Origin of the sequence: Francisella-like endosymbiont (assembly GCF_003069505.1) — a bacterium.
In the GTDB taxonomy this organism is placed as follows: domain Bacteria; phylum Pseudomonadota; class Gammaproteobacteria; order Francisellales; family Francisellaceae; genus Francisella.
This window is the reverse complement of sequence record NZ_QAPC01000001.1, coordinates 606,811-625,996: the sequence shown is the minus strand read 5'-3', so window position 1 is coordinate 625,996 and position 19,186 is coordinate 606,811. Positions and strand designations below refer to the sequence as shown.

Below are 19,186 nucleotides of genomic sequence, written 5' to 3'. Positions count from 1 at the left end.
TACAGTAAAAGCCCATATTTTCAACTTTTTAGATAATTATTACTCCACCAGAAACAAACATCAAAGTTATAAATAAACTCTTTAACAGCTTCAGTGAGATTATCCCTGAGTAGTTGACTTCTAGAAGACTACCAGCTAAAGCAAATATACTCGATGATAGCAGTAACGGAATATTTAAATAACCAAATGTTGATAATACATCGATATTAACTCCATAGGTAAACAAATGCTACAATTGATGAGTTTATAAGCAATAGACACTAGTTATAGCTACAGCTTTTTTATATCCATACTAATTTTTATAAAAAACATGGTCGCAAATGTAGTTGAGCTTGCTAGGATACTTAAAACACCACAAAAACTAAAATACTATATCTAGCACTTCTAGATAGTTTTACAACCTTATTATCATTATGCAATATCATCCAGACACCACTATCAAACAAAAATAGTGCAAAATTACCTAATACCATTAATCTTTGGATATAATGTGCATAAGCGTTTTGCTTAGTTTCTTTGATACATTGTTGCAGACAGTTCATTTTAGTATGGGCATCCCAATAAAAACTCGGCAATTTACTCTTTGCTTCAAGATAATTCATAGCTTGATAATATGGCATCTTCAGCCAATAAACTCCTCGAACAAACTCACGCCAGCCAAGAATTTGACGGATAAATCCTAACTACATTTAAAGGAGCTAAACCTTTATAATATGCGCTTTCAACAGCTTTAATACACTCTAATGGTAGTAGTAAACCACATTAAGTATATAGCAAAAGATTCGAATGGTACATCCACACTTGCCCCTAGCATTGCATCTTGATAGTCTCCAAAGTTACTAAGTCTTTCTTTGATAAATAAATCTAATGCCTCTAATGCTTGCTCTCTTGTTACAACATAATTTAAAGGTTAAATATCACCGAAATTATGAGCAAAAGTTTTCTCGACTAAATTAATTACTCGTTTGGTTATATCATCTGATGTGTTTTTATATGTAGTATAAATCTTGATATCAGAACCAGCAGATTTACAATTTTGACTATCATAATTCCACTGCCCTCCCTCTGGTTTACTTCTATTGTCAAGTAAAATTTTGTATTTATTATGCATATAACGGTAAAATACTCCATACGCAACTGCTTATAGTCTTTTGCCCATCTAGAAAACTCATCTATCGTAGCTAGAAACCTATCATCTGTACGTATTTCAATGTTTACACAAAAATCTTGTTGCCAACTTTGTATATCTTGTAACACACGATATTCACCTGGCTCAGTTACAATAATCTTTTGTATACCAAGCTTTTCAACAACTATCTGTACTTCTGAATAAAAAGAGTCTGTGTTCTTTGGCTCATCTACTTTGTATAACAGACTCTCTATGACGAGCCTTGTGTAGCTCAAGAATAAACTGGCACATTGCTGAGAAAATGTATACAAATTTTTTGTTATGGTATTTAACATAGCTAACTTCTTTCATCACCTCGCATATCATTACAATATTATTTGCTTTATCGCAATCTCTCAAACTAGAAATACTCTGTTAAAGCTGATCTCTCAGTATTAATCGTAAAGTACGCACTAGAATAACTCTCCCTGTACAACTTCTAACTTTATAGATATTATCTGCAGCAAATTTACCTGTTTCTCACCAACAATAGGATCGAGATAGTTAGTAGCATTTTGTTTCTCTAACCATAGCGCATGGATATTTTCATCACTTACATCATTGAGTTCTGGAACCCATCTTCTGATAAACTCATCATTAGGATCTTGGTTGATACCATGCTTGATAGGATTGTAAATACGAATACTATTGATACCTGTAGTACCAGATTGCATTTGTACTTGTGAATAATGAATTCCTGGATAATAACCAGTAAATAGCCTTGCCAAATATAATGATGTCTTATGCCAATCTAACCACAGATGATAACTTGCAAAACTCATAAGCATCGCGCGCATACGAAAATTTAACCAACCTGTTGCTATCAAAGCTCGCATACAAGTATCTATCATTGGATAGCCAGTATTAACATTCTTCTAAGCTAAAATATTTTTGATTAAAATACTCAGTGCATAGCTTCATCATAAGCTAAATGTAAATTCTTAAATTCTATACTTGGATGATCTTCTAATTTTTGAATAAAATGACAGTACCAACACAATGGTGACAAAAATGAACACATTGCACTTAGCCATTTTGTTTTATTTTAATACTACTTTCTTTGATTTCTTTTTTATGCTGGTTGGCGAGCTGATATACCTCTTTTACTGAAATAGCCCCAAAAGCTATAATATGGTGATAATCTTGAGCAACTTCTAAGAGCTATACCAGGTGAAGACATCTCTTTGCTATAGCCACAACCTCTTTAATATAAAAAACCATCTAAAATTCTAAGTGCACGAATACGACCACCTTTTTGTCTTTTATAGCAACCATCGTACTCCAAACCAAGACTTTCAGCTGTAGGCAATGTTGTTGGGTTTTCACAGATAAATTTAAGCTCAGTTGGAGCTTTAATAATGCTCTCACTCATGCGCTTATGCCATAATCTCTATCAGCTAAACACTGCACTACACCATTTTGATATGGTTGATACCATGAGATATTTTTTTGCCTAAAAAGCTTCTTAAGTTTAATATCACGCTGATATGTCCAATTATTCCAAGTCTCTTGATGTGACCAAACATTTTCAACATGATACTTTACAATAAGCTCTCTAAAAACATCTATAGCATCACTAACTATTATAACTAAAGGTTGATCTAATTTTGTAAGCTCTATATTTAGCTCTTCTAAGACACTCTGATAAAAATAAATACTGCCGATCGCTCATATCAGGCTGTTACCAAAGCTCAGGCTCTATTATGTATAATAATAAGACATCACCTTTTTCAGCTGCTCGTGTTAAGGCTAAATTGTCATCTGTGCGTAAATCACGCTTAAACCAAATTATCTGCATTTATATGATTTAACTTTTTTGATGCTTTGCGGTTCTCCCTGTGACCCTTTTTCGACAGAGCTTAATATAAACTACTTGATTTAAAATTATTACATATAATTTTATAACTCCTGCTTCATAAAATCCAGTTAATTTTTTAATTCCATCAAATGATGATCACACCAAGCCACTTCTATAATTTCACTAGTTGTTATATTTTTATCACTCATAAAACCTCTATAGTTAATCCATTATAAAAGTTATATAACTAAGCCTATTTATCATCCTGAACTTGTTTGATGGATATCAATAAAATCCAAGCACACAGTGAGTGAAATAAATTCAGCATGACAGTTTTAGTGTGGGTTGACGACTATAATAAACTTTTTGCCTACGGCGTGATTTCCTCACCATCTCAAGCAAAACATTTACCACTATCATCTAGTTCTTCAATAAGCTTTTGTACTGAATACTCGGGGGTAAAAAGTTTACCTTTTGGAACTCTAGCTTGAAAAGGCTCAGATAGATGACTTTTTACTGTACCAGGTTTTTATCTTTTGCTAATTTTGGAATGAAGTGCTTTGCCATCAAAGCTAGGAATATTATGTTTGCTTTAAAAACCTCTATAAAATTATCTGCAAATAGCTCTTTCAAGGCTTTCTCAGGCATTATATCTTGGGTATGTAATTGTAAATATCCAGTAGCTACAAAAACTAGATTAACTGCCACAGATTTATCATAAACAAAGTTTGCAACTCTTTGGATTGTCGCCTCATCTATATAATCAATTTGCTCATAAACCACATTCTTTATACAATCTGTAACTTTAGTACGTGAAAAAGCATATATGTTAGCATTTGGATATAATTATAATAATCTTTTGGTTATTGCACTACCTATAGTGCCAGAAGTACCTATAGCTACTAGATTATTAATCATAATAGTCTCCCTGAATTATGGTTTACTATACAGGTATACAAATAAGATTATCTATTTTTTATATTACAATATGAATATTAAGAAAGTTTAATGAAGAGAAACTAATCAGCAATTAGATCATATTCAGTTGACTCTGTAATCTCAACAGTTGCAAATTCACCTACTTTTAGATTTCTTTCTAGCACATCACCAATAATCACTTGACCATCAACTTCAGGAGCATCATATTTAGTCCACCCTATAGCATAGTTTTCATCTTTATTCATCGCATCTATTATTACCTGCTGTTCTGTTCCAACAAATCTTTGTAACTTATCTGTACTTATTTAAATTTGTAAACCCATAAACTCATCTAGGTGCTGTTGTTTGACTTCTTCGAGGATTAGGTTATCAAACTGATTAGCCTTTGCACCCTCAACTTCTGAATATTTAAAGCATCCAACTCTATCAAGCTGTACTTTTTCAGCAAAACCCAATAAATGCTCAAAATCTGCTTCTGTCTCACCTGGGAATCCAACGATAAATGCACTACGAATAGTTATATCTGGGCAGATATCACGCCATTTATTGATTCTATCAAGTGTTTTTTGCGTATGTTCTGGACGCTTCATTCGCTTTATAATCTCTGGTGACGAATGCTGTAATAGCACATCAAGATAAGGTAAGATTTTACCTTGTTGGGCCATAAGTGGTACGATTTTATCAACGTGGATATGGATAAACATAGTGTAGCCTTTGTCCACATATCGATCTCACCTAAAGCTGTTGCAAGATCAATAATGTTGCTTTGATATTCTCATTCCAAATACCTGATTTGTATTTGATATCTACACCATACACAGAAGTATCTTGAGATATCACAAGCAGTTCTTTACCTCCAGCATTTTTTAGCTTTTCAGCTTCTTTCATGATATTTTCAATAGTGCGGCTTTTGAGTTTGCCACGAATATCTGGAATGATAAAAAAAGTACAAGTATTGTTACAACCTTCTGAAATTTTCAGATATGAGTAATGTCTTGGAGTTAGCTTAATACCTTGTAGTAGTGCTAAAGATACAAAATCATTAGCAAAAATAGGTGCATGAGTATGTACCAGTTTCGATTAGATTTTCATAATCTTGAGGGCCTGTAATACTTAAAACTTCTGGATATTTTTCTTTAATTAAATCTGCCTTATTACCTAAACAACCTATTACCAAAACTTTACCATTCTCAGCAACTGCTTCACCAATAACTTCTAATGACTCATCAATAGCAGAGTTTAGAAATCCACAAGTATTAACAATAACTATATCAGCGTTATCATAACTATCAACTAGGTTGTAACCCTCAGCTTTTAACTTAGTTATAATACGCTCCCAGAGTCAACAAGGTTTTTAGGGCAGCCAAGGCTGACAAAACCAATCTTAGGGATTTTAACCATAGTATTTAATTCAAACAAAAAATTATGCGACTATTTTAGAACAATTTAAGATAAAAAAATAGTAAAAGATAAAATTGTAAGTTTAGATTTAGATTAGTGTTTAATTTGATGAATTGCTCTTTCATCACATTTAGTACCAAAATCAATCTCTACTCTTCTATCTAAGTAAAAAGCTTTTTCAGATGCTTTGTACATACATGAGTCATTGACACCATCTTTACAGAACTCATCATAGAACTGAGTTGGCTCTGCAGCTGGTTTTAACTTACCATAGCTTACTACACAGATTTGATCTTTATTAACATTCTTAACTAGTAAGTAGTTATATATAGCTTCAGCACGTTTCTGACCAAGATTAAAGTTATATTTCTCACTACCTCTTGGGTCAGTATTACCAGATAGCTTAATTGGCTGATCCGGATGAGCTATTAAATAATCTGCTGTTTTATCAAGACACTCTTTAGCATCATCAGTGATATTATAGCTATCAAAGCCAAAGTATACTGATCTACAGTTAATGTTCATAAGCTCTTTTTTCATTTGCTCAACTTGATCTGAGCTCATCTTATCAGAACCATAAATCTGCGAAGACATCTCTAGAGCTTGTGAACTATCTACCCCAGCATATTTATCTTTGATTAAATCTAGTTTAGTGCTAGAGCAACTTGCCAACATAAGCGTAGAACCTATAACTGCTAAGCTCATAATATTCTTTTTCATAATTTTTAACTCCTATTATTTTTTAACTATTATAAAAACCTGAAACAACATAATTACCACCATCATCAGAAAACCCTGTATCACTTGCACCATAGTTATCAGCTGATTTAAGTGTACTAATAAAACCTGGACAACTACTTTCATTAAGAGAAGAACCGTCTAAGCTAGCATTTGCATTAGGCATTAAACTAGGTCCCTTATACCATGCACAACCTGTGATTAACAAAGTGAAAAAGCTAATCAAACATATCTTAATAGCAGCTTGCATATCCATCCCTTAAAAGTTTTTTGGTGACCAACTTGGTGATTGTATTAAAATATTACCATTATCAGCGCTTTCAATATTAAAATGATTATTACCATCCAATGATACCGTATCTAACGAGCTATAACCTCTAGTGTTGGTTGATATATAAGTAATCATATCACCATATGGCGAAACTGTCGGTGAACTATCTGCTTTGCCAGTTGTCAATGTAATAATATTTCCACTAGCTAAATTAAAATCAGCAATTTGTGTGCCACTTGAGCGTGAGTTTTGGTTCATAAATACTATATTTTTGCCATCTGGAGTATAGTTTGGCTCGTATGCCTGATATATTTTTGTACTTAATATTGATGATTGTGGATATTTTGAGTTTACAGAGGCTACATAAATATTTGGTCGACCATCTCTATCAGATGTAAACACTATGCTTTGACCATTTGGAGAGAATTTTGGTGCTGTGTTTATACCATTGATAGTGATTCTCTTTAATATTTTTGTAGCTAAATTCAAGACGTAGATATTAGTTTGATCAGAATATCCTTTCGATAGCGCTAAAGCGATTTCTTTACCATTTGGTGAGAACGATGGTGCACTATTTATACCTTTGTAATTAGTCATACGCGTGACTTTACCAGTTGTTATTTCTAAAGTATAGACACCCATACTACCACCACTATAACTCGAGTAAACGATATATCGACCATCATTTGACCATGATGGCATTGCTATTGGATTATCAGTTTGTTTTAGTACAACGTGCTTATTGTAACCATCATAGTCAGATATAATAAGCTCATATAACCTACCATATCTTGCATAAGGACTACTTACCTTCACATATGCTAACTTAGTTAAAAAGAAACCCTGCTCACCTGTAAGCTTATAATAAACATAGTTAGAGATCTTATGTGCTAATGTTCTCATTAGAGCAATATTTATGTTTTTATAAGTAATTGCTTGGAAATAACTTGTGTCATTTCTCTTAAGTATTTGTACTTGTACAGTATAATTATTATATGAGTTCTTTGTATATTTTGTTAAAATAACATAGTCAGATTTTAGGCTCTTCCAAGGAATATCTTGCTTTTGATTAATTTCATACTTAATTGTATCATTACCTTGTAATTTAGCATTATGGTTTAAGTCTGCAACTATTACAGAATTTACCTGCTGCGGAAACTGATCGACAACATTATCACTAACAACTGTAACTAACGGCTTTTGAATTACTCCAGTAGTTACCTCTGCAACAAGATCGGCATAGAGATTAGAGATAAAAAAAATAAATATCGAAAAGCTCACAATGATTTTTCTCATACTATTCCTCTTTAACTTTGTTTAAATATAAAGTTTATATTTTCTGTTTGTATAGTTTTTCTTGCCACATTACTCGTAATCACAGGCGGTATGGTGTTCTTAATCGCATCAATTAATGATTGATCACATCTATAATTACCAGATGTGCCTGTAAGCTTAATAAATTTACCATTTCTAATAATTGCGTGAGGTAAATCATAAATTCCTCTACAAGAGTCTTTAATCCAGTTAGCACCAACTCGATCTTGATACTCAGCAATATAGCTAGAAATAGCTGATTGCGCCTGATTTTGTTCAATTTGTTTCCTAGCAGCGGCTTCTGCTTCTGCTCTAGCTTTTGCTAATCTCTCTTGGCGAGCTTTTTCTTCAGCCTGTTGTTTTGCTTTAAGCTCTTGTTCTTTTTTGCGTTGTACCTCTTGTTGAGCTTTTTGCCCTGCCTCTACTTTTGCCTTGCGTTCTGCTTCAAGTTTTGCTCTTTTTTCAGCTCCAGCTTTTTCCTTCATCTCTTGCTGATGACGCTTTAAAGCTTGTAATTTAGCTTGCTTTATATCTTCTTTTGCTTGTTTTAATTCTTGCTGATAATTTTCGTAAGCAGAGATTTGTTTATTTAACTCACTGCTACTTATTGAGGTGGCTTGGATAATCTCAAATTTCTTTGGCATATTTGAAACTTGCGTACTCAAATATGCCTGTGTTGATTCAAATCTTAGTTTACTGACAAAAGATAAAATATACAACAAAATCATCAAAGCAATATGGATTAATATAGCTTTAACTAAAAATGGATTTTCATCTATTTGCTTGTTACAGAACCGTAAGAATTTATGATAATTAAGATTTGCCATCTTCTGTGACTAACCCCACTTTATCAACACCCACCCTTTGAATAAGAACCATAGCTTTTACAACTTCACCATAAGTTGCACTAGTATCACCTCTCACATAAACAGGCTTCCCAGGATTTTGCTGTGACAAACTCACTACTGCATTTGCTAATGCTCCTGAACTTAAAGGTGTCTTAGGATCATTAACTCCTTGATTGATAAAATACTCACCCTGTTTATTTACTGTAACGACTATTGGTTTGCTATCGTTTGAAGGTATCTTTTCTGATTGTGCTTTAGGTAGATCAACCTTTACACCTTGAGTTAAAATAGGTGTTGTAATCATAAAAATTACTAATAGTACCAACATAACATCAATGTAAGGTACTACATTGATTTGCACCATAGGTCGCTGTTTTCTAAAAAATCTTTTATTTCTTTTTTTCATAAGCAAAAGTCTTTATTACAAGCTTTCTTGATTTTGATGTTGGATTTCATCTCTGTGTGCTTCTTTTAGAAGTAAAATACACAAATCATCTTGGAATGACTCATAGCTTGATAAAATATCATCAACTTGGTTAGATAATTTACTGTGACCAATAACTGCAGGAATGGCAACAAAAAGACCTAATGCCGTAGCTATCAAAGCTTCAGCAATATGTGGTGCAACTACCGAAATTGTCGCTTGCTCAACACCACCAAGCGTATTAAACGATGACATAATACCCCATACAGTTCCAACTAGACCGATATAAGGTGCTACTTCTCCTATTGTTGCTAATGCTGGAAGTTTTCTATCTAGCTCTTTTGCTTCTTGTAATATTGCTATACCAACAGTCCTTTCCATACCCTCTAGGATAGTATTACCTCTTAACATGCAAGTATCTTTAAGGTTATTAAACTCTCTTAAACCGGAACAAAATATTATTGATTTACCAAAAATATTTTCTTTATGTTGTAAATAATAATCATATAACTTTTGGATATGATGTCCAGCCCAAAATAGCTTATCAAATTGCACCTGTTCATTTCGATACTTTTTAACACGATTATTAACTTCAAGCATGATTGCCCATGAGTATACGGACATTATAACTAAAGCTAGCATAATAAGTTGAACCATAAAGTTTGCATGTAGTATTAGCTCAATTAAAGAAATAGAATTATCCATACAATATTCCCAAAAAACTACAATTATTTATTTTCATAAGCATAACACAGTTAATTATACGAAAACTACTATCAATTATAAACCATTTAATGCATCTAAATTAAATATAAATCTGTTATTATTAAGGCACAAAAACTTTATAAGGTATGTTATGAAAAAAACGACTTTATTAACTTTAGCTACAATTACTACAGCTTTAATATCATGCGCAAGCTCACAAGACAATTCATTTGGTTATGTAGCCCCACCACCAACACAACAAGACCAAGAATCAAATGAGCCAAGCCCTAGCAGCAACCTGGAGGTTTATCAGCTGGGATTATAGCTGAACAAGATCATTCAAGCCATGATGCTTTTATTACGATCAAAGAATAAATACAATAACTACTTCTCAATGTCTATTATTTTTTTGCCATCAACTAATGACTCTTCATTTAGATTACTATTTTTAATCTTAGCTTTATATCTATAATGAGATATCGGACCTGATAAAGCATAGCCTATCATAATCAAATAAAGTAATTTATCAGGCATCGTAAATAACATAAGAATAATTAAAATAAAACAAATCACATACAACTTACTGATATTACCTTTACCATCACTATCTTTAAAACTTCTAAACTTAATGTCACTAATCATCATAAAAGCAAGATATAATGCTGTAAATGTAGTTAAAATAACTGTTATAAAAACATAATCGCCAACAAATGTTCTTTGCCCCATCCAGATTAATCCTGATATAGTCACAGCACCAGCTGGGCATGGCATACCATAAAAGTATAAACGACGCTCAATTATACTTTCCTCTGAATTATCGCTAGCAGGCATAGTATCAAACTTAGCTAATCTTAGTGCTACAGCAAGTAAGTATAAAAACGAAATAGTGGCACCTAAGGCTCCGATGTTATACAAACTCCAAAGATACATAACTAAAGCTGGAGTAGCTCCAAATGAAACCACATCTGCTAAGCTATCTAAAGCAGCACCAAATTCAGTTTGAGTATGTGTATATCTGGCTACTCTACCATCAAAGGCATCTGCAAAACCTGCTAAAAGCATATACACCGCAGATGAGACAAAATTACCATTTAAAGCCGCTATAATTGCCAAGAAAGCAAATAGTAAACTAGCACTAGTAAACAAACTAGGTAGTATATACTTTGATCTTTTCATATCTATATTTTCTAATAACCACATAATCTTTTAACCTTCTATTTTCTTTAATAAATCAGGTCTTAACACTTCTGTTCCACGCAAGTAAATATGTTTAATATCTGTTTGAGTTTTTTCAGTATTATATGTCAACATAACTCTAATACAATACTCTAAAACTCCATCACGCATCATCTGCTGGCAATCTATTAAAGGAACATCAACCAAACCAAGCTCACGCGCTGCAACAGTTGGAAACTCTGATTTGATGTCAGTAGTAGCAGTAAACACAATATTTACAATATCATTAATATTAACATCATTACATCGAATAATTTGTTGTAAAAGCTCTTTTGTCGCACTTATTACATCTTGTCTAGTATCTTTATCTACAGTAGTAGCTCCTCTGATTGATCTTTGCATATTATTCTACCTTATCTGTGCCAACCTTTTGTTTTAAAAGTCTTGGTAGTGGAAAATAGACTTCTTCTTGAATACCCTCAAATTCCTCAACCTCAACTTCTGCCGAGCAAAATTTTGATATCTGGCTAATTATTTGCTGAACAAGGTATTCTGGCGCAGAAGCACCAGCACTGACACCACAGACTTTTTTATTATCAAACCACAACTTATCAACATCTAAAGGATTATCGACAAGATAAGCGTCTATGCCTTCTAAGGTAGCCAACTCTTTTAATCTATTAGAGTTAGAACTATTTTGTGAGCCTACCACAACTAAAACATCAATACGTTTGAGCATTGCTTTTATAGCTGTTTGACGGTTTTGCGTTGCATAACAAATACCTTCTTTTTTAGGTCCTTTAATATTTGGATATTTGTCTTTTAAGGCTTGTATAATTCCCTGTGTCTCATCTACCGACAAAGTAGTTTGAGTCGCGTAGTAAAGGTTATCTGGATCTTTTATTTTTAGTTTAACAAGATCTTCTTCACTTTCTATAAGATAAATTGCACCTTTTTTGCTATGATACTGCCCCATAGTACCTTGAACTTCTGGATGACCTTTGTGACCAATCAAGATACATTCAGCATCATTATTACTTGCTAAACGCACTCCTCTATGTACTTTGGTAACTAAAGGACATGTTGCATCATAAAGTACTAAATTCTTCTTAGCTGCAGCTTCTTCAACTTTTAAAGAAACTCCATGAGCACTAAAAATACATACAGCATCATCTGGCACTTCATCGACTTCTTTGACAAAAATTACACCTTTATTCTTAAGAGAATCAACAACAACCTTATTATGAACAACCTCATGACGCACATATATAGGCGATTTTTCAACTTCTAAGACTTTCTCTACGGTCTCGACAGCACGACTTACACCAGCACAAAATCCTCTTGGGTTAGCTAGTAATATCTTCACCTAAATCCTCCTCTTTGTCTGCCACATCTAAAATCTTAGCTTCAAATACGATTATCTGACCTGATAGTGGATGATTAAAATCCACGGTAACATCTTGATCATTAATTTCTGTAATCAATCCTGGTAACTTAGAGCCATCTTTTTGGCTAAAAGAAACTATAAGCCCCTCCTCTAAATGTATATCTTTAGGAAACCTATATTTTGGTACCGAATAGATACTTGCAGGATGTTTCTCACCAAAGGCTTCTTCTGGCATTAGAACTACTCGTTTGGTTTCACCAATTAATGTTCCAACAAGTTCACTTTCTACTTTCTCAGTAAAATAGCCTTGCCCCATCTCGAATACAAAAGGTCTGTTATAATTTTCGGTATCTTCAGCAATAGAGCCATCTTTAAGTCTAAATTTAAAGTGCATTTTTACAAAACTATCTGGCGCGATTTTCATGCTATTTACTTATATACTTTTTACACTCCAAGATATCATATTTAGATGGTTTAGTCATCTTTTGTTTGTATTGATACTAGTTTTTTATATCTCAATAGATTATTAAATTAGAGCTACGACAAATACTATTCACACTCAAAAGTTTATAGTAAAATTAAAATTATAAAATGATTATATTTAGTTTCATGATATGAAAAAATTACTAAAACTATGCTTAATAGTGTCGTTACTTACAACACTCTCAGCCTGCCAAACACTAGATGGTGATAAAGATAAAAATAATGGTTCGCTAACATTTCCAAACTTAGAACCATGTACCACTGAGCTACTTCAGTCAAGTAAATCATTTATATGTGTAAAAGAGCAAACAGGCCCCTATCTGATTGAAACAAATATAAAATTTGAGGCTGATAGTTATACCTTAAACTCCCAAGCTAAAGAAGTTCTAAATAAGCTTTTTGCCTACTTAAAATTAACTGATACAACAAGATTTACAATTAGAAGCTATGCTGGAAAAGTTGAATCAAAAATTTTGACAGATCAAAAAATTTTAACCGACTACAATATTAGATTATCAAAAAATCGCGCTACTAATGTTGAAGAGTATCTTGTAAATAAAGGGTTTGATTCTAGTGATGGAATTACTATCAAAGCTCTAGGCTATCAAGATCCTATAGCACCAAATGATTCAACTTCAAGTAGAGCTATAAACCAAAGAGTTGAAATCACTCTAAAAAGTAGAATTATTGAGCAAATTGACAATATTGAAAACCTTTTAGAGCATGTCAAACCTGCTGAATATATAAAATTCTTCTCAAATGTTTACCTACTTAATGACGATCAATTAAACAATGTTTCAAGAATATATGATTCTAGAGAAAAACGTCCAATACTCGGGATTAACTTTAAAATTTTTGCCGATAAACAATATACAGCAGCCAAAGATAACAGTAAGTTCATAATAATATCTGAACCAAAACCAATATCTGCATTTAATGATGATAAAAAAGTTTATAGATTAGGTACAGCAAAATATGATTACACTTTCAAAGGTATAACAGCAATGACAATATCTAACCTTACTCGTGAAGCTAGTGTCGGTGATTATGTAATACCCAATAATATTGTTTCACAAAAACTACAAGAACAAACTTTTAAAATGAAAAATAAGGTAACCGCTCATGTACTTGAAGATGTAGCGAACACAAATACATTCTCATCATCGTATAACAGTATACTATTGAACAAAGGTGCAGCTGATGGCTTAAAAGTCGGTGCAGAGATTATTTTATATGAGCCAGAAACTAGAACTGATGGTTTTCCAGTCCCACCTAAATATATTGGCTATGGTTTTGTCTATAGAGAATCTCAACACTACTCTATAGCTCTAATTGTCAATTCATTACAAGAAATTACAAGTAATTCAATGGCCACAACTATCTTGTAATGATTAATAATACTACCAAAAGCTTAGCTGCGCTTTCTATTACACCTTACTTTGGTAATATAAGATTTGTTAAAGCTAGAGAAAATAACTTTGACTTTAATAAAATTATTACCTCGCCAAGTAAATACATAAAATAGTTTGTCTCTGCGTCAAGAGAGTATAGAGATTTCCTTAATCAAAGAAAATACTTAGAATATTTAGATAAAGTTTCTAAGTGATTAGGTTCTAGCAACAAAAATCAAATAATTACGTATATAGATAGTCGTTATCAATACAACCTCAGACACATAAGCAACCCTCCTTTGATACTACATTGTAGCGGTAATATCGATCTTCTTAATAGTCAGCAATTAGTCATAGTTGGTGCTAGTAATCATTCTAACTATGGCAAAAATGTCACAGCAAAACTTTGTGTAGAACTAAAAGGTTCACAGCTGTCTATAATATCTGGTCTAGCATATGGCATAGATACTCTAGCTCATAAATATGCTATAGGTAACAATCTTAACACTATTGCTGTAGTAGAAGCTGCAAGTAAGAGTGGTTCTTTGATAACTGCTGAACTTGCCTTAGAGCAAAACAAAGAAGCTTTTACCATACCTGATAGTATCTTTAGCACTACTAGTCAAGGCTACAATCAACTTATAAAAAAAGAGTTAAGCTTGTTTGTAACATTAATAATATCCTTGAAGAAATAAATATAATCTCAAATACTTCACAAATATCAACTACTGACAATCAAAATAACAAAATCATCTCCCTAAGTGAATCTGAGAAAACAATTTTAAATAGCATAGATAAAGAACTAACTACAGTTGATAAAATCATTATCAAATCAAAACTTCCATATAATATGTAACATCAATTTTATTTGAGTTAGAGCTTAAATCATTAATTGAGTCTATTCCTGGCAGGTATTATAAAGATTTGATAAAAATTAATCACAATAAGTCAAAGGAAGTATAAATAAATTGATAACAGTATAATAGGTAAACATAAGTTTGGACTTGATACTCCATGTCTAGTTATAGACAAAACAAAACTCATAGACAAAATATTAAGCTTATACAAGAATTCTCTCAAGCTAAAGGTAAACAAATAAGACCTCATGCTAAAACTCACAAATGTACCGATATTTGTAAATTACAATTAGACTATTATAGGAATTTCGATAACTAAACCTATCAAAGCCTTAGAACTTGCAAAAGCAGGAATAAAAAACTTACTAATCGTATCTCCAATTGTTACCAACAAAAAGCGTGAGGCACTAGTTAAAATTCTTCGAATATCTCCGGAAACTATTGTTGTTACAAACTCATTAGCAAATGTTGAACAACTAAACACGCTTGAAGAATAACTACAACAAAAAATTAATATACTTATTGATATTGATGCTGATATTAGCCGTACAGGTATAAGTTTTACTACCGCTTTTAAACTTGCTATAGTAGCAAACGAGAAAAATTATTAACAGATCAAGGGAATACAATGCTATGCTGGTCAATTACAACACATCAAAGATATGCAACAACGCATTAGTGCTAAAGAACAACTTTTAAACAACACTGGTCAGCTAAAAGCACAAATAGAAAAATAGGTCTATCTAATCTAATAAAATCAGGTTCTGGAACCGGTACATATGAAATCGACTGCGATATAAAAAGTGTAACTGAAGTACAACCTGGTTCATATACTATTATGGATAAACAGTATTATGATATTGATAAAACCATAATCTTCAAAGCTGTAATGACATTATTAACTACTGTTATAAGCGCAAACACTAAAAAACTTTGCGTGGCAAAGTACAATAAATAATCAAAGTAAATAGACTTTTTACTACTAATCACTAAAACATAACTTTTAGTTATTTAGCTACAATATCATGTTAAATAAGATAGAGTCATTTTTTGATATAAAAGCACATAATACATCGATAAAAAAAGAATTTTTATCTGGATTATCCTCATTTTTAGCAATCTCTTACATCATCGTCGTTAATCCCAAAGTCTTAGCAACAACAGGGATGCCTAGTAATGCGCTAGTTACTATTACGATTCTAATCTCCGCTTTTGGGTAGTATAACGATGGGATTATTTACTCGTAATCCTTTTGTAATTGCTCCTGGAATGGTGATGAATATTTTCTTCGCATATACTGCAGTCTCAGTATACCACTTACCATGGCAAACTGTTTTAGCAGCAACTTTCTGGTCAGGAATAATATTTAGCTTACTAGTAATCCTAAACATTTGTACTAAAATTATGCTTAGCCTACCTAAGCCAATCAAACAATCTTTAGGACCTGGTATTGGACTTTTTATCGCCTATATTGGCTTTTTACGAATAGTGGTTTATAACATCTAACGAGGGCTTATGAACCTTTAATAGCTTAAATGTACATACATTACTGCTTATAACATTTTAATTATACCGATAATTTTATTTATCAAAAAAATTCCTGTGCCTTATGTATTATTGTTATTATTCTTGGATATATGCTTTGCTTACCTTTAGAATATTTTTCTCAGCAAAAAATAGTATCTTTACCTACACACATATAATAAGCTTACTTGATCTTTCTCTTATTGGCAAAATCGATTTTATTAATGGTTAAAATTTATTATTTTATCAACGATTTTTACATTTTGTTTCTTAAACTTATTTGATGGTACTGGTAGTATATCAAGCCTATATAGTAGTATAGGTAAAGAACATAAACATCATGATAAAGAACTCAAAAAAACTTTTCTTGCTGATGCTACAAGTGCAACGGTATCTGAGATATTAGGCTCAAATCCATCAACTGTGATTGTTGAATCTGGAGTAGGTATCGCTCAGGTCTCACAGCCATCTTTGCTGGTTTAATGTTTCTGCTTTTTTATTTCTATCACCATTAATAAGTTCTATCCCAATAGAGGTGATCTCTCCAGCACTAGTACTAATAGGGATAATGATGATGCAGCAAGTGACAAATGTTGATTGGAGTGACCTTGTTCAAGCTACACCTGCGTTTTTCACTATTATTATGACTTTAGTATGATCAATATCTACAGGTATTGTCTCTGGAATGATAGTATGGTTTTTGATTTCAATCTTCTGTAAGAAAAAAGAACTAAACCTTACAGCAGGCTATTATTACACTTTTTTTGTATTTATTATGTTTCTTCATGCTGTTAATCTATTCTAAAAAAGTTTTATTTTTAATTTACTAGAAGACTTTCCTTAAGCATAATTAAAATAATACTCTGCTAAACTACCGTAGGCACAGAACAGATAATATAACCATAAAAAAATAGATTATAATATTACTTTTAATTCTAGTAACTGGTTTAATTTCTTCTTGTAGTTCAAGTCAAGAGGATATAAGCATTCTTGGACAAGTAAATAATGTTTATTCTCAAGAAAAAAGTTACATCTCAAGGTACAGAATTTATCAACAATGATACTTATAAATTCAATAAGCAAGACAATGAGACAACCTCAACATCTGGTGGTGGAGTAAGTTTTGAAATTTCTTAACAATTTGAGTTAATACCATTGGCGAAAAATTCTCAGCAGTTAGTAAACTATCATTATAGCCACTGACAAATCATTAGTCTTCTTTATATTTACAACGAAATTATTATTTAGCATAATTGAAACTGATAGAACTTTTCTATCAATAATTTCTTAATTATCTATAGAAGAATTAACAATAACTCTAAGGAAAATTTCAATGCTACTATTAACATCATTTGTATGTATAACATTGCTAACATCGTACGGACCAAACAAAAAAGAGCGTACTTTAGAAGATCTTGAGCAACAACAGTAATAACTAAACCAAAAAGCTAAAGATGAACAATTACAAGCTAACAACATTATTACAGATGCAAGCAATCTTGACAAGAAGTCTAAAGCAGATAGTTCTAAATCCCAATATGAGAAAGACCAAGCAAATGTATTAAATACAGAAGCTCAACAAAATCTTTCAAAAGCTGCTAGCCTAGATGCTAAGATTGAAAAAGCAAAATCTGATGCTACATAGTAAAAAAGTAACAAAGGTTAGGTTATTCTAACTCCATTTTTCTTCGTATTCTTTCTTATTCCAGCCAGTTCTAGCGTAGTTACCATCTACAACTAACGGTCTTTTGAATAATAAAGCATCTGTGATTAGAAGTTTAAATGCTTCTTCTTCTGATAAACTATCTAATTTCTCTTTAAGGCCTATTTCAGCAAAAAGCTTGCCGTTAGAATTAAACAGATCAATAGTTTCAAAACCACCAATTTGTTTTATTTGCTGCATTTCTTGCCAGGTTGGCTTTTCTTTTTTAAGATTAACATACTCAACTTTTTTACCCTTTTCTTCAAAGAATTTAAGTACGTTTCTAACACTCGTGCAATTATTTATTCCAAATACTTTATCATATTTTACCTCCTCTCTACTATTCAAAATATATTGTATCTTGTTTATATGCCTCTAAAATAATATCAAGCTCTGTTTTTGTAAGCTTATGTGATAACTTTGGCAACTTATCAATTTCAAAAAAACCAACTTTCTTAACTTCAAAATTTGGCTTATTTTCACCACCAATAATTTCTGCTAAAAATACCAGACTATAAACGTTATATATCTCACTTTGAGTATATTTATTTCTATCCATTAAAGCTAAAAATTTGACTACCTTAATATCATAACCGGTTTCTTCTTTGACTTCCTTGACACATGTTTCAACTGGTGAAAGATCAATGTCACACCAACCACCTGGAATGGTCCATTCATTTGGAGTATCAGCATCTTCAGCCATCATAAGTTTATTATCTTTAAAGATAACCACACGCACGCCAGGTTGTGGTGTAGGATAATACATCTCCCTATAGATATCATAAGGCTGGACATCTGATTTAATATATTGATGTAGCATTTTTGAGCTTAGCTCTAAAAGTTCATGGTAATTATCTAAAGCATATGGACACTTTGAATAAACAACTCCTGTATGAGCTATTGCTTGGACTTTTTTTATAAATTCAAATATTTTATCTTTCATAATAACTTCATTAGTATATACAAAACTCTTGCCTTGTTACTCTTTCCTATTCATGACTATTTACACTTGATATTTGATAATTATCACCAAGTAATTGTTTAATAAACTTAAGCCAGA

Annotated in this window: 18 protein-coding genes and 9 pseudogenes; 7 read left to right on the top strand and 20 right to left on the bottom strand. The window is 32.1% G+C overall.

All coding sequences use genetic code 11. The features are described 5' to 3' along the window. Positions 1-28: 28 nt before the first annotated feature. The 5 genes and pseudogenes from C9379_RS03580 to C9379_RS03560 form a co-directional block, all read right to left on the bottom strand. Positions 29-494: pseudogene (locus tag C9379_RS03580) on the bottom strand (sulfite exporter TauE/SafE family protein); the annotation flags it as partial. Positions 495-910: 416 nt separating this feature from the next. Beyond that, a pseudogene (locus C9379_RS03575) lies at positions 911-1,404 on the bottom strand (cryptochrome/photolyase family protein). After that, positions 1,355-1,480 carry a cryptochrome/photolyase family protein gene (locus C9379_RS03570; RefSeq protein WP_318263335.1) on the bottom strand — a complete coding sequence of 42 codons (126 nt, stop codon included), beginning with the start codon at positions 1,478-1,480 and terminating at the stop codon, positions 1,355-1,357. The pseudogene C9379_RS03575 and the gene C9379_RS03570 overlap by 50 nt, the downstream one beginning before the upstream one ends. 126 nt (positions 1,481-1,606) lie before the next feature. Further along, a pseudogene (locus C9379_RS03565) lies at positions 1,607-2,966 on the bottom strand (FAD-binding domain-containing protein); the annotation flags it as partial. Next, positions 2,947-3,175 (bottom strand): annotated as a pseudogene (locus C9379_RS03560) (DUF2805 domain-containing protein). The pseudogenes C9379_RS03560 and C9379_RS03565, both read right to left, overlap by 20 nt. A gap of 117 nt (positions 3,176-3,292) precedes the next feature. On the opposite strand from C9379_RS03560, the gene C9379_RS03555 reads away from it, so the two are divergent. Continuing rightward, positions 3,293-3,457, top strand: a complete 165-nt coding sequence (locus tag C9379_RS03555; RefSeq protein ID WP_343377512.1) for a hypothetical protein — start codon at positions 3,293-3,295, stop codon at positions 3,455-3,457. A 22-nt stretch (positions 3,458-3,479) separates the two neighbouring features. On the opposite strand, the gene C9379_RS03550 is transcribed toward C9379_RS03555, so the two are convergent. The 8 genes and pseudogenes from C9379_RS03550 to tolQ form a co-directional block, all read right to left on the bottom strand. Continuing rightward, on the bottom strand, positions 3,480-3,749 hold the full coding sequence (locus tag C9379_RS03550) for a Rossmann-fold NAD(P)-binding domain-containing protein (RefSeq protein ID WP_318263334.1): 270 nt from the start codon (positions 3,747-3,749) through the stop codon (positions 3,480-3,482). A gap of 236 nt (positions 3,750-3,985) precedes the next feature. Further along, positions 3,986-5,306 (bottom strand): annotated as a pseudogene (rimO, locus tag C9379_RS03545) (30S ribosomal protein S12 methylthiotransferase RimO). A gap of 93 nt (positions 5,307-5,399) precedes the next feature. Next, on the bottom strand, positions 5,400-6,029 hold the full coding sequence (locus C9379_RS03540; RefSeq protein ID WP_143384934.1) for an OmpA family protein: 630 nt from the start codon (positions 6,027-6,029) through the stop codon (positions 5,400-5,402). A gap of 19 nt (positions 6,030-6,048) precedes the next feature. Beyond that, positions 6,049-6,294 (bottom strand): hypothetical protein, encoded by a 246-nt coding sequence (locus tag C9379_RS03535; protein ID WP_318263355.1) that lies wholly within the window; start codon positions 6,292-6,294, stop codon positions 6,049-6,051. 9 nt (positions 6,295-6,303) lie between these two features. Continuing rightward, positions 6,304-7,611, bottom strand: coding sequence for a PD40 domain-containing protein (locus tag C9379_RS03530; protein WP_143384932.1), 1,308 nt, complete (start codon positions 7,609-7,611; stop codon positions 6,304-6,306). A gap of 11 nt (positions 7,612-7,622) precedes the next feature. Further along, positions 7,623-8,456, bottom strand: coding sequence for a cell envelope integrity protein TolA (tolA, locus tag C9379_RS03525; RefSeq protein WP_143384931.1), 834 nt, complete (start codon positions 8,454-8,456; stop codon positions 7,623-7,625). Continuing rightward, complete coding sequence (gene tolR, locus C9379_RS03520) at positions 8,443-8,883, bottom strand: protein TolR (protein ID WP_318263333.1); 441 nt, start codon at positions 8,881-8,883, stop codon at positions 8,443-8,445. Before tolR ends, tolA begins: the two co-directional genes overlap by 14 nt. Positions 8,884-8,898: 15 nt before the next feature. Next, a complete protein-coding gene (gene tolQ, locus C9379_RS03515) occupies positions 8,899-9,606 on the bottom strand; it encodes a protein TolQ (RefSeq protein WP_143384929.1) in 708 nt (235 codons plus the stop codon). Positions 9,607-9,757: 151 nt separating this feature from the next. On the opposite strand from tolQ, the pseudogene C9379_RS03510 reads away from it, so the two are divergent. Next, positions 9,758-9,981 (top strand): annotated as a pseudogene (locus tag C9379_RS03510) (hypothetical protein). A gap of 9 nt (positions 9,982-9,990) precedes the next feature. On the opposite strand, the gene C9379_RS03505 reads toward C9379_RS03510, so the two are convergent. From C9379_RS03505 to C9379_RS03490, 4 genes are read right to left on the bottom strand one after another with little or no spacing between them, the layout of a single operon-like run. Beyond that, on the bottom strand, positions 9,991-10,806 hold the full coding sequence (locus C9379_RS03505; protein ID WP_143384928.1) for a CDP-alcohol phosphatidyltransferase family protein: 816 nt from the start codon (positions 10,804-10,806) through the stop codon (positions 9,991-9,993). A gap of 6 nt (positions 10,807-10,812) precedes the next feature. Then, positions 10,813-11,184, bottom strand: a complete 372-nt coding sequence (gene aroH / locus C9379_RS03500; RefSeq protein WP_143384927.1) for a chorismate mutase — start codon at positions 11,182-11,184, stop codon at positions 10,813-10,815. Position 11,185: 1 nt separating this feature from the next. Next, positions 11,186-12,148 carry a 4-hydroxy-3-methylbut-2-enyl diphosphate reductase gene (gene ispH / locus C9379_RS03495; RefSeq protein ID WP_143384926.1) on the bottom strand — a complete coding sequence of 321 codons (963 nt, stop codon included), beginning with the start codon at positions 12,146-12,148 and terminating at the stop codon, positions 11,186-11,188. After that, entirely contained in the window at positions 12,129-12,593 is a 465-nt protein-coding gene (locus C9379_RS03490) for an FKBP-type peptidyl-prolyl cis-trans isomerase (protein WP_143384925.1), read from the bottom strand. The genes ispH and C9379_RS03490 overlap by 20 nt, the downstream gene beginning before the upstream one ends. Positions 12,594-12,783: 190 nt before the next feature. Here C9379_RS03490 and C9379_RS03485 point away from each other — a divergent pair, with 190 nt between their 5' ends. Both C9379_RS03485 and C9379_RS03480 read left to right on the top strand, forming a co-directional pair. Next, positions 12,784-14,040, top strand: coding sequence for an OmpA family protein (locus C9379_RS03485; RefSeq protein WP_143384924.1), 1,257 nt, complete (start codon positions 12,784-12,786; stop codon positions 14,038-14,040). Between the two features lie 242 nt (positions 14,041-14,282). After that, the gene (locus C9379_RS03480; protein WP_318263354.1) at positions 14,283-14,738 is read left to right on the top strand and encodes a DNA-processing protein DprA; all 456 of its coding nucleotides are present in this window, start codon (positions 14,283-14,285) and stop codon (positions 14,736-14,738) included. 451 nt (positions 14,739-15,189) lie between these two features. Here the strand turns inward: C9379_RS03480 and C9379_RS03475 are convergent, their stop codons facing one another. Then, a complete protein-coding gene (locus C9379_RS03475; protein WP_143384923.1) occupies positions 15,190-15,384 on the bottom strand; it encodes a hypothetical protein in 195 nt (64 codons plus the stop codon). Between the two features lie 541 nt (positions 15,385-15,925). Here C9379_RS03475 and C9379_RS03470 point away from each other — a divergent pair. The 3 pseudogenes from C9379_RS03470 to C9379_RS03460 all read left to right on the top strand — a co-directional run bounded on the left by C9379_RS03470 (position 15,926) and on the right by C9379_RS03460 (position 18,069). Beyond that, a pseudogene (locus C9379_RS03470) lies at positions 15,926-17,229 on the top strand (solute carrier family 23 protein). 109 nt (positions 17,230-17,338) lie between these two features. Continuing rightward, a pseudogene (locus tag C9379_RS03465) lies at positions 17,339-17,561 on the top strand (hypothetical protein). Positions 17,562-17,736: 175 nt separating this feature from the next. Beyond that, a pseudogene (locus C9379_RS03460) lies at positions 17,737-18,069 on the top strand (hypothetical protein). A gap of 27 nt (positions 18,070-18,096) precedes the next feature. On the opposite strand, the gene C9379_RS03455 reads toward C9379_RS03460, so the two are convergent. Both C9379_RS03455 and C9379_RS03450 read right to left on the bottom strand, forming a co-directional pair. Beyond that, positions 18,097-18,474 carry an arsenate reductase family protein gene (locus tag C9379_RS03455; RefSeq protein WP_143384922.1) on the bottom strand — a complete coding sequence of 126 codons (378 nt, stop codon included), beginning with the start codon at positions 18,472-18,474 and terminating at the stop codon, positions 18,097-18,099. Continuing rightward, positions 18,467-19,069, bottom strand: coding sequence for an NUDIX hydrolase N-terminal domain-containing protein (locus C9379_RS03450; RefSeq protein WP_143384921.1), 603 nt, complete (start codon positions 19,067-19,069; stop codon positions 18,467-18,469). Before C9379_RS03450 ends, C9379_RS03455 begins: the two co-directional genes overlap by 8 nt. Positions 19,070-19,186: the final 117 nt, after the last annotated feature.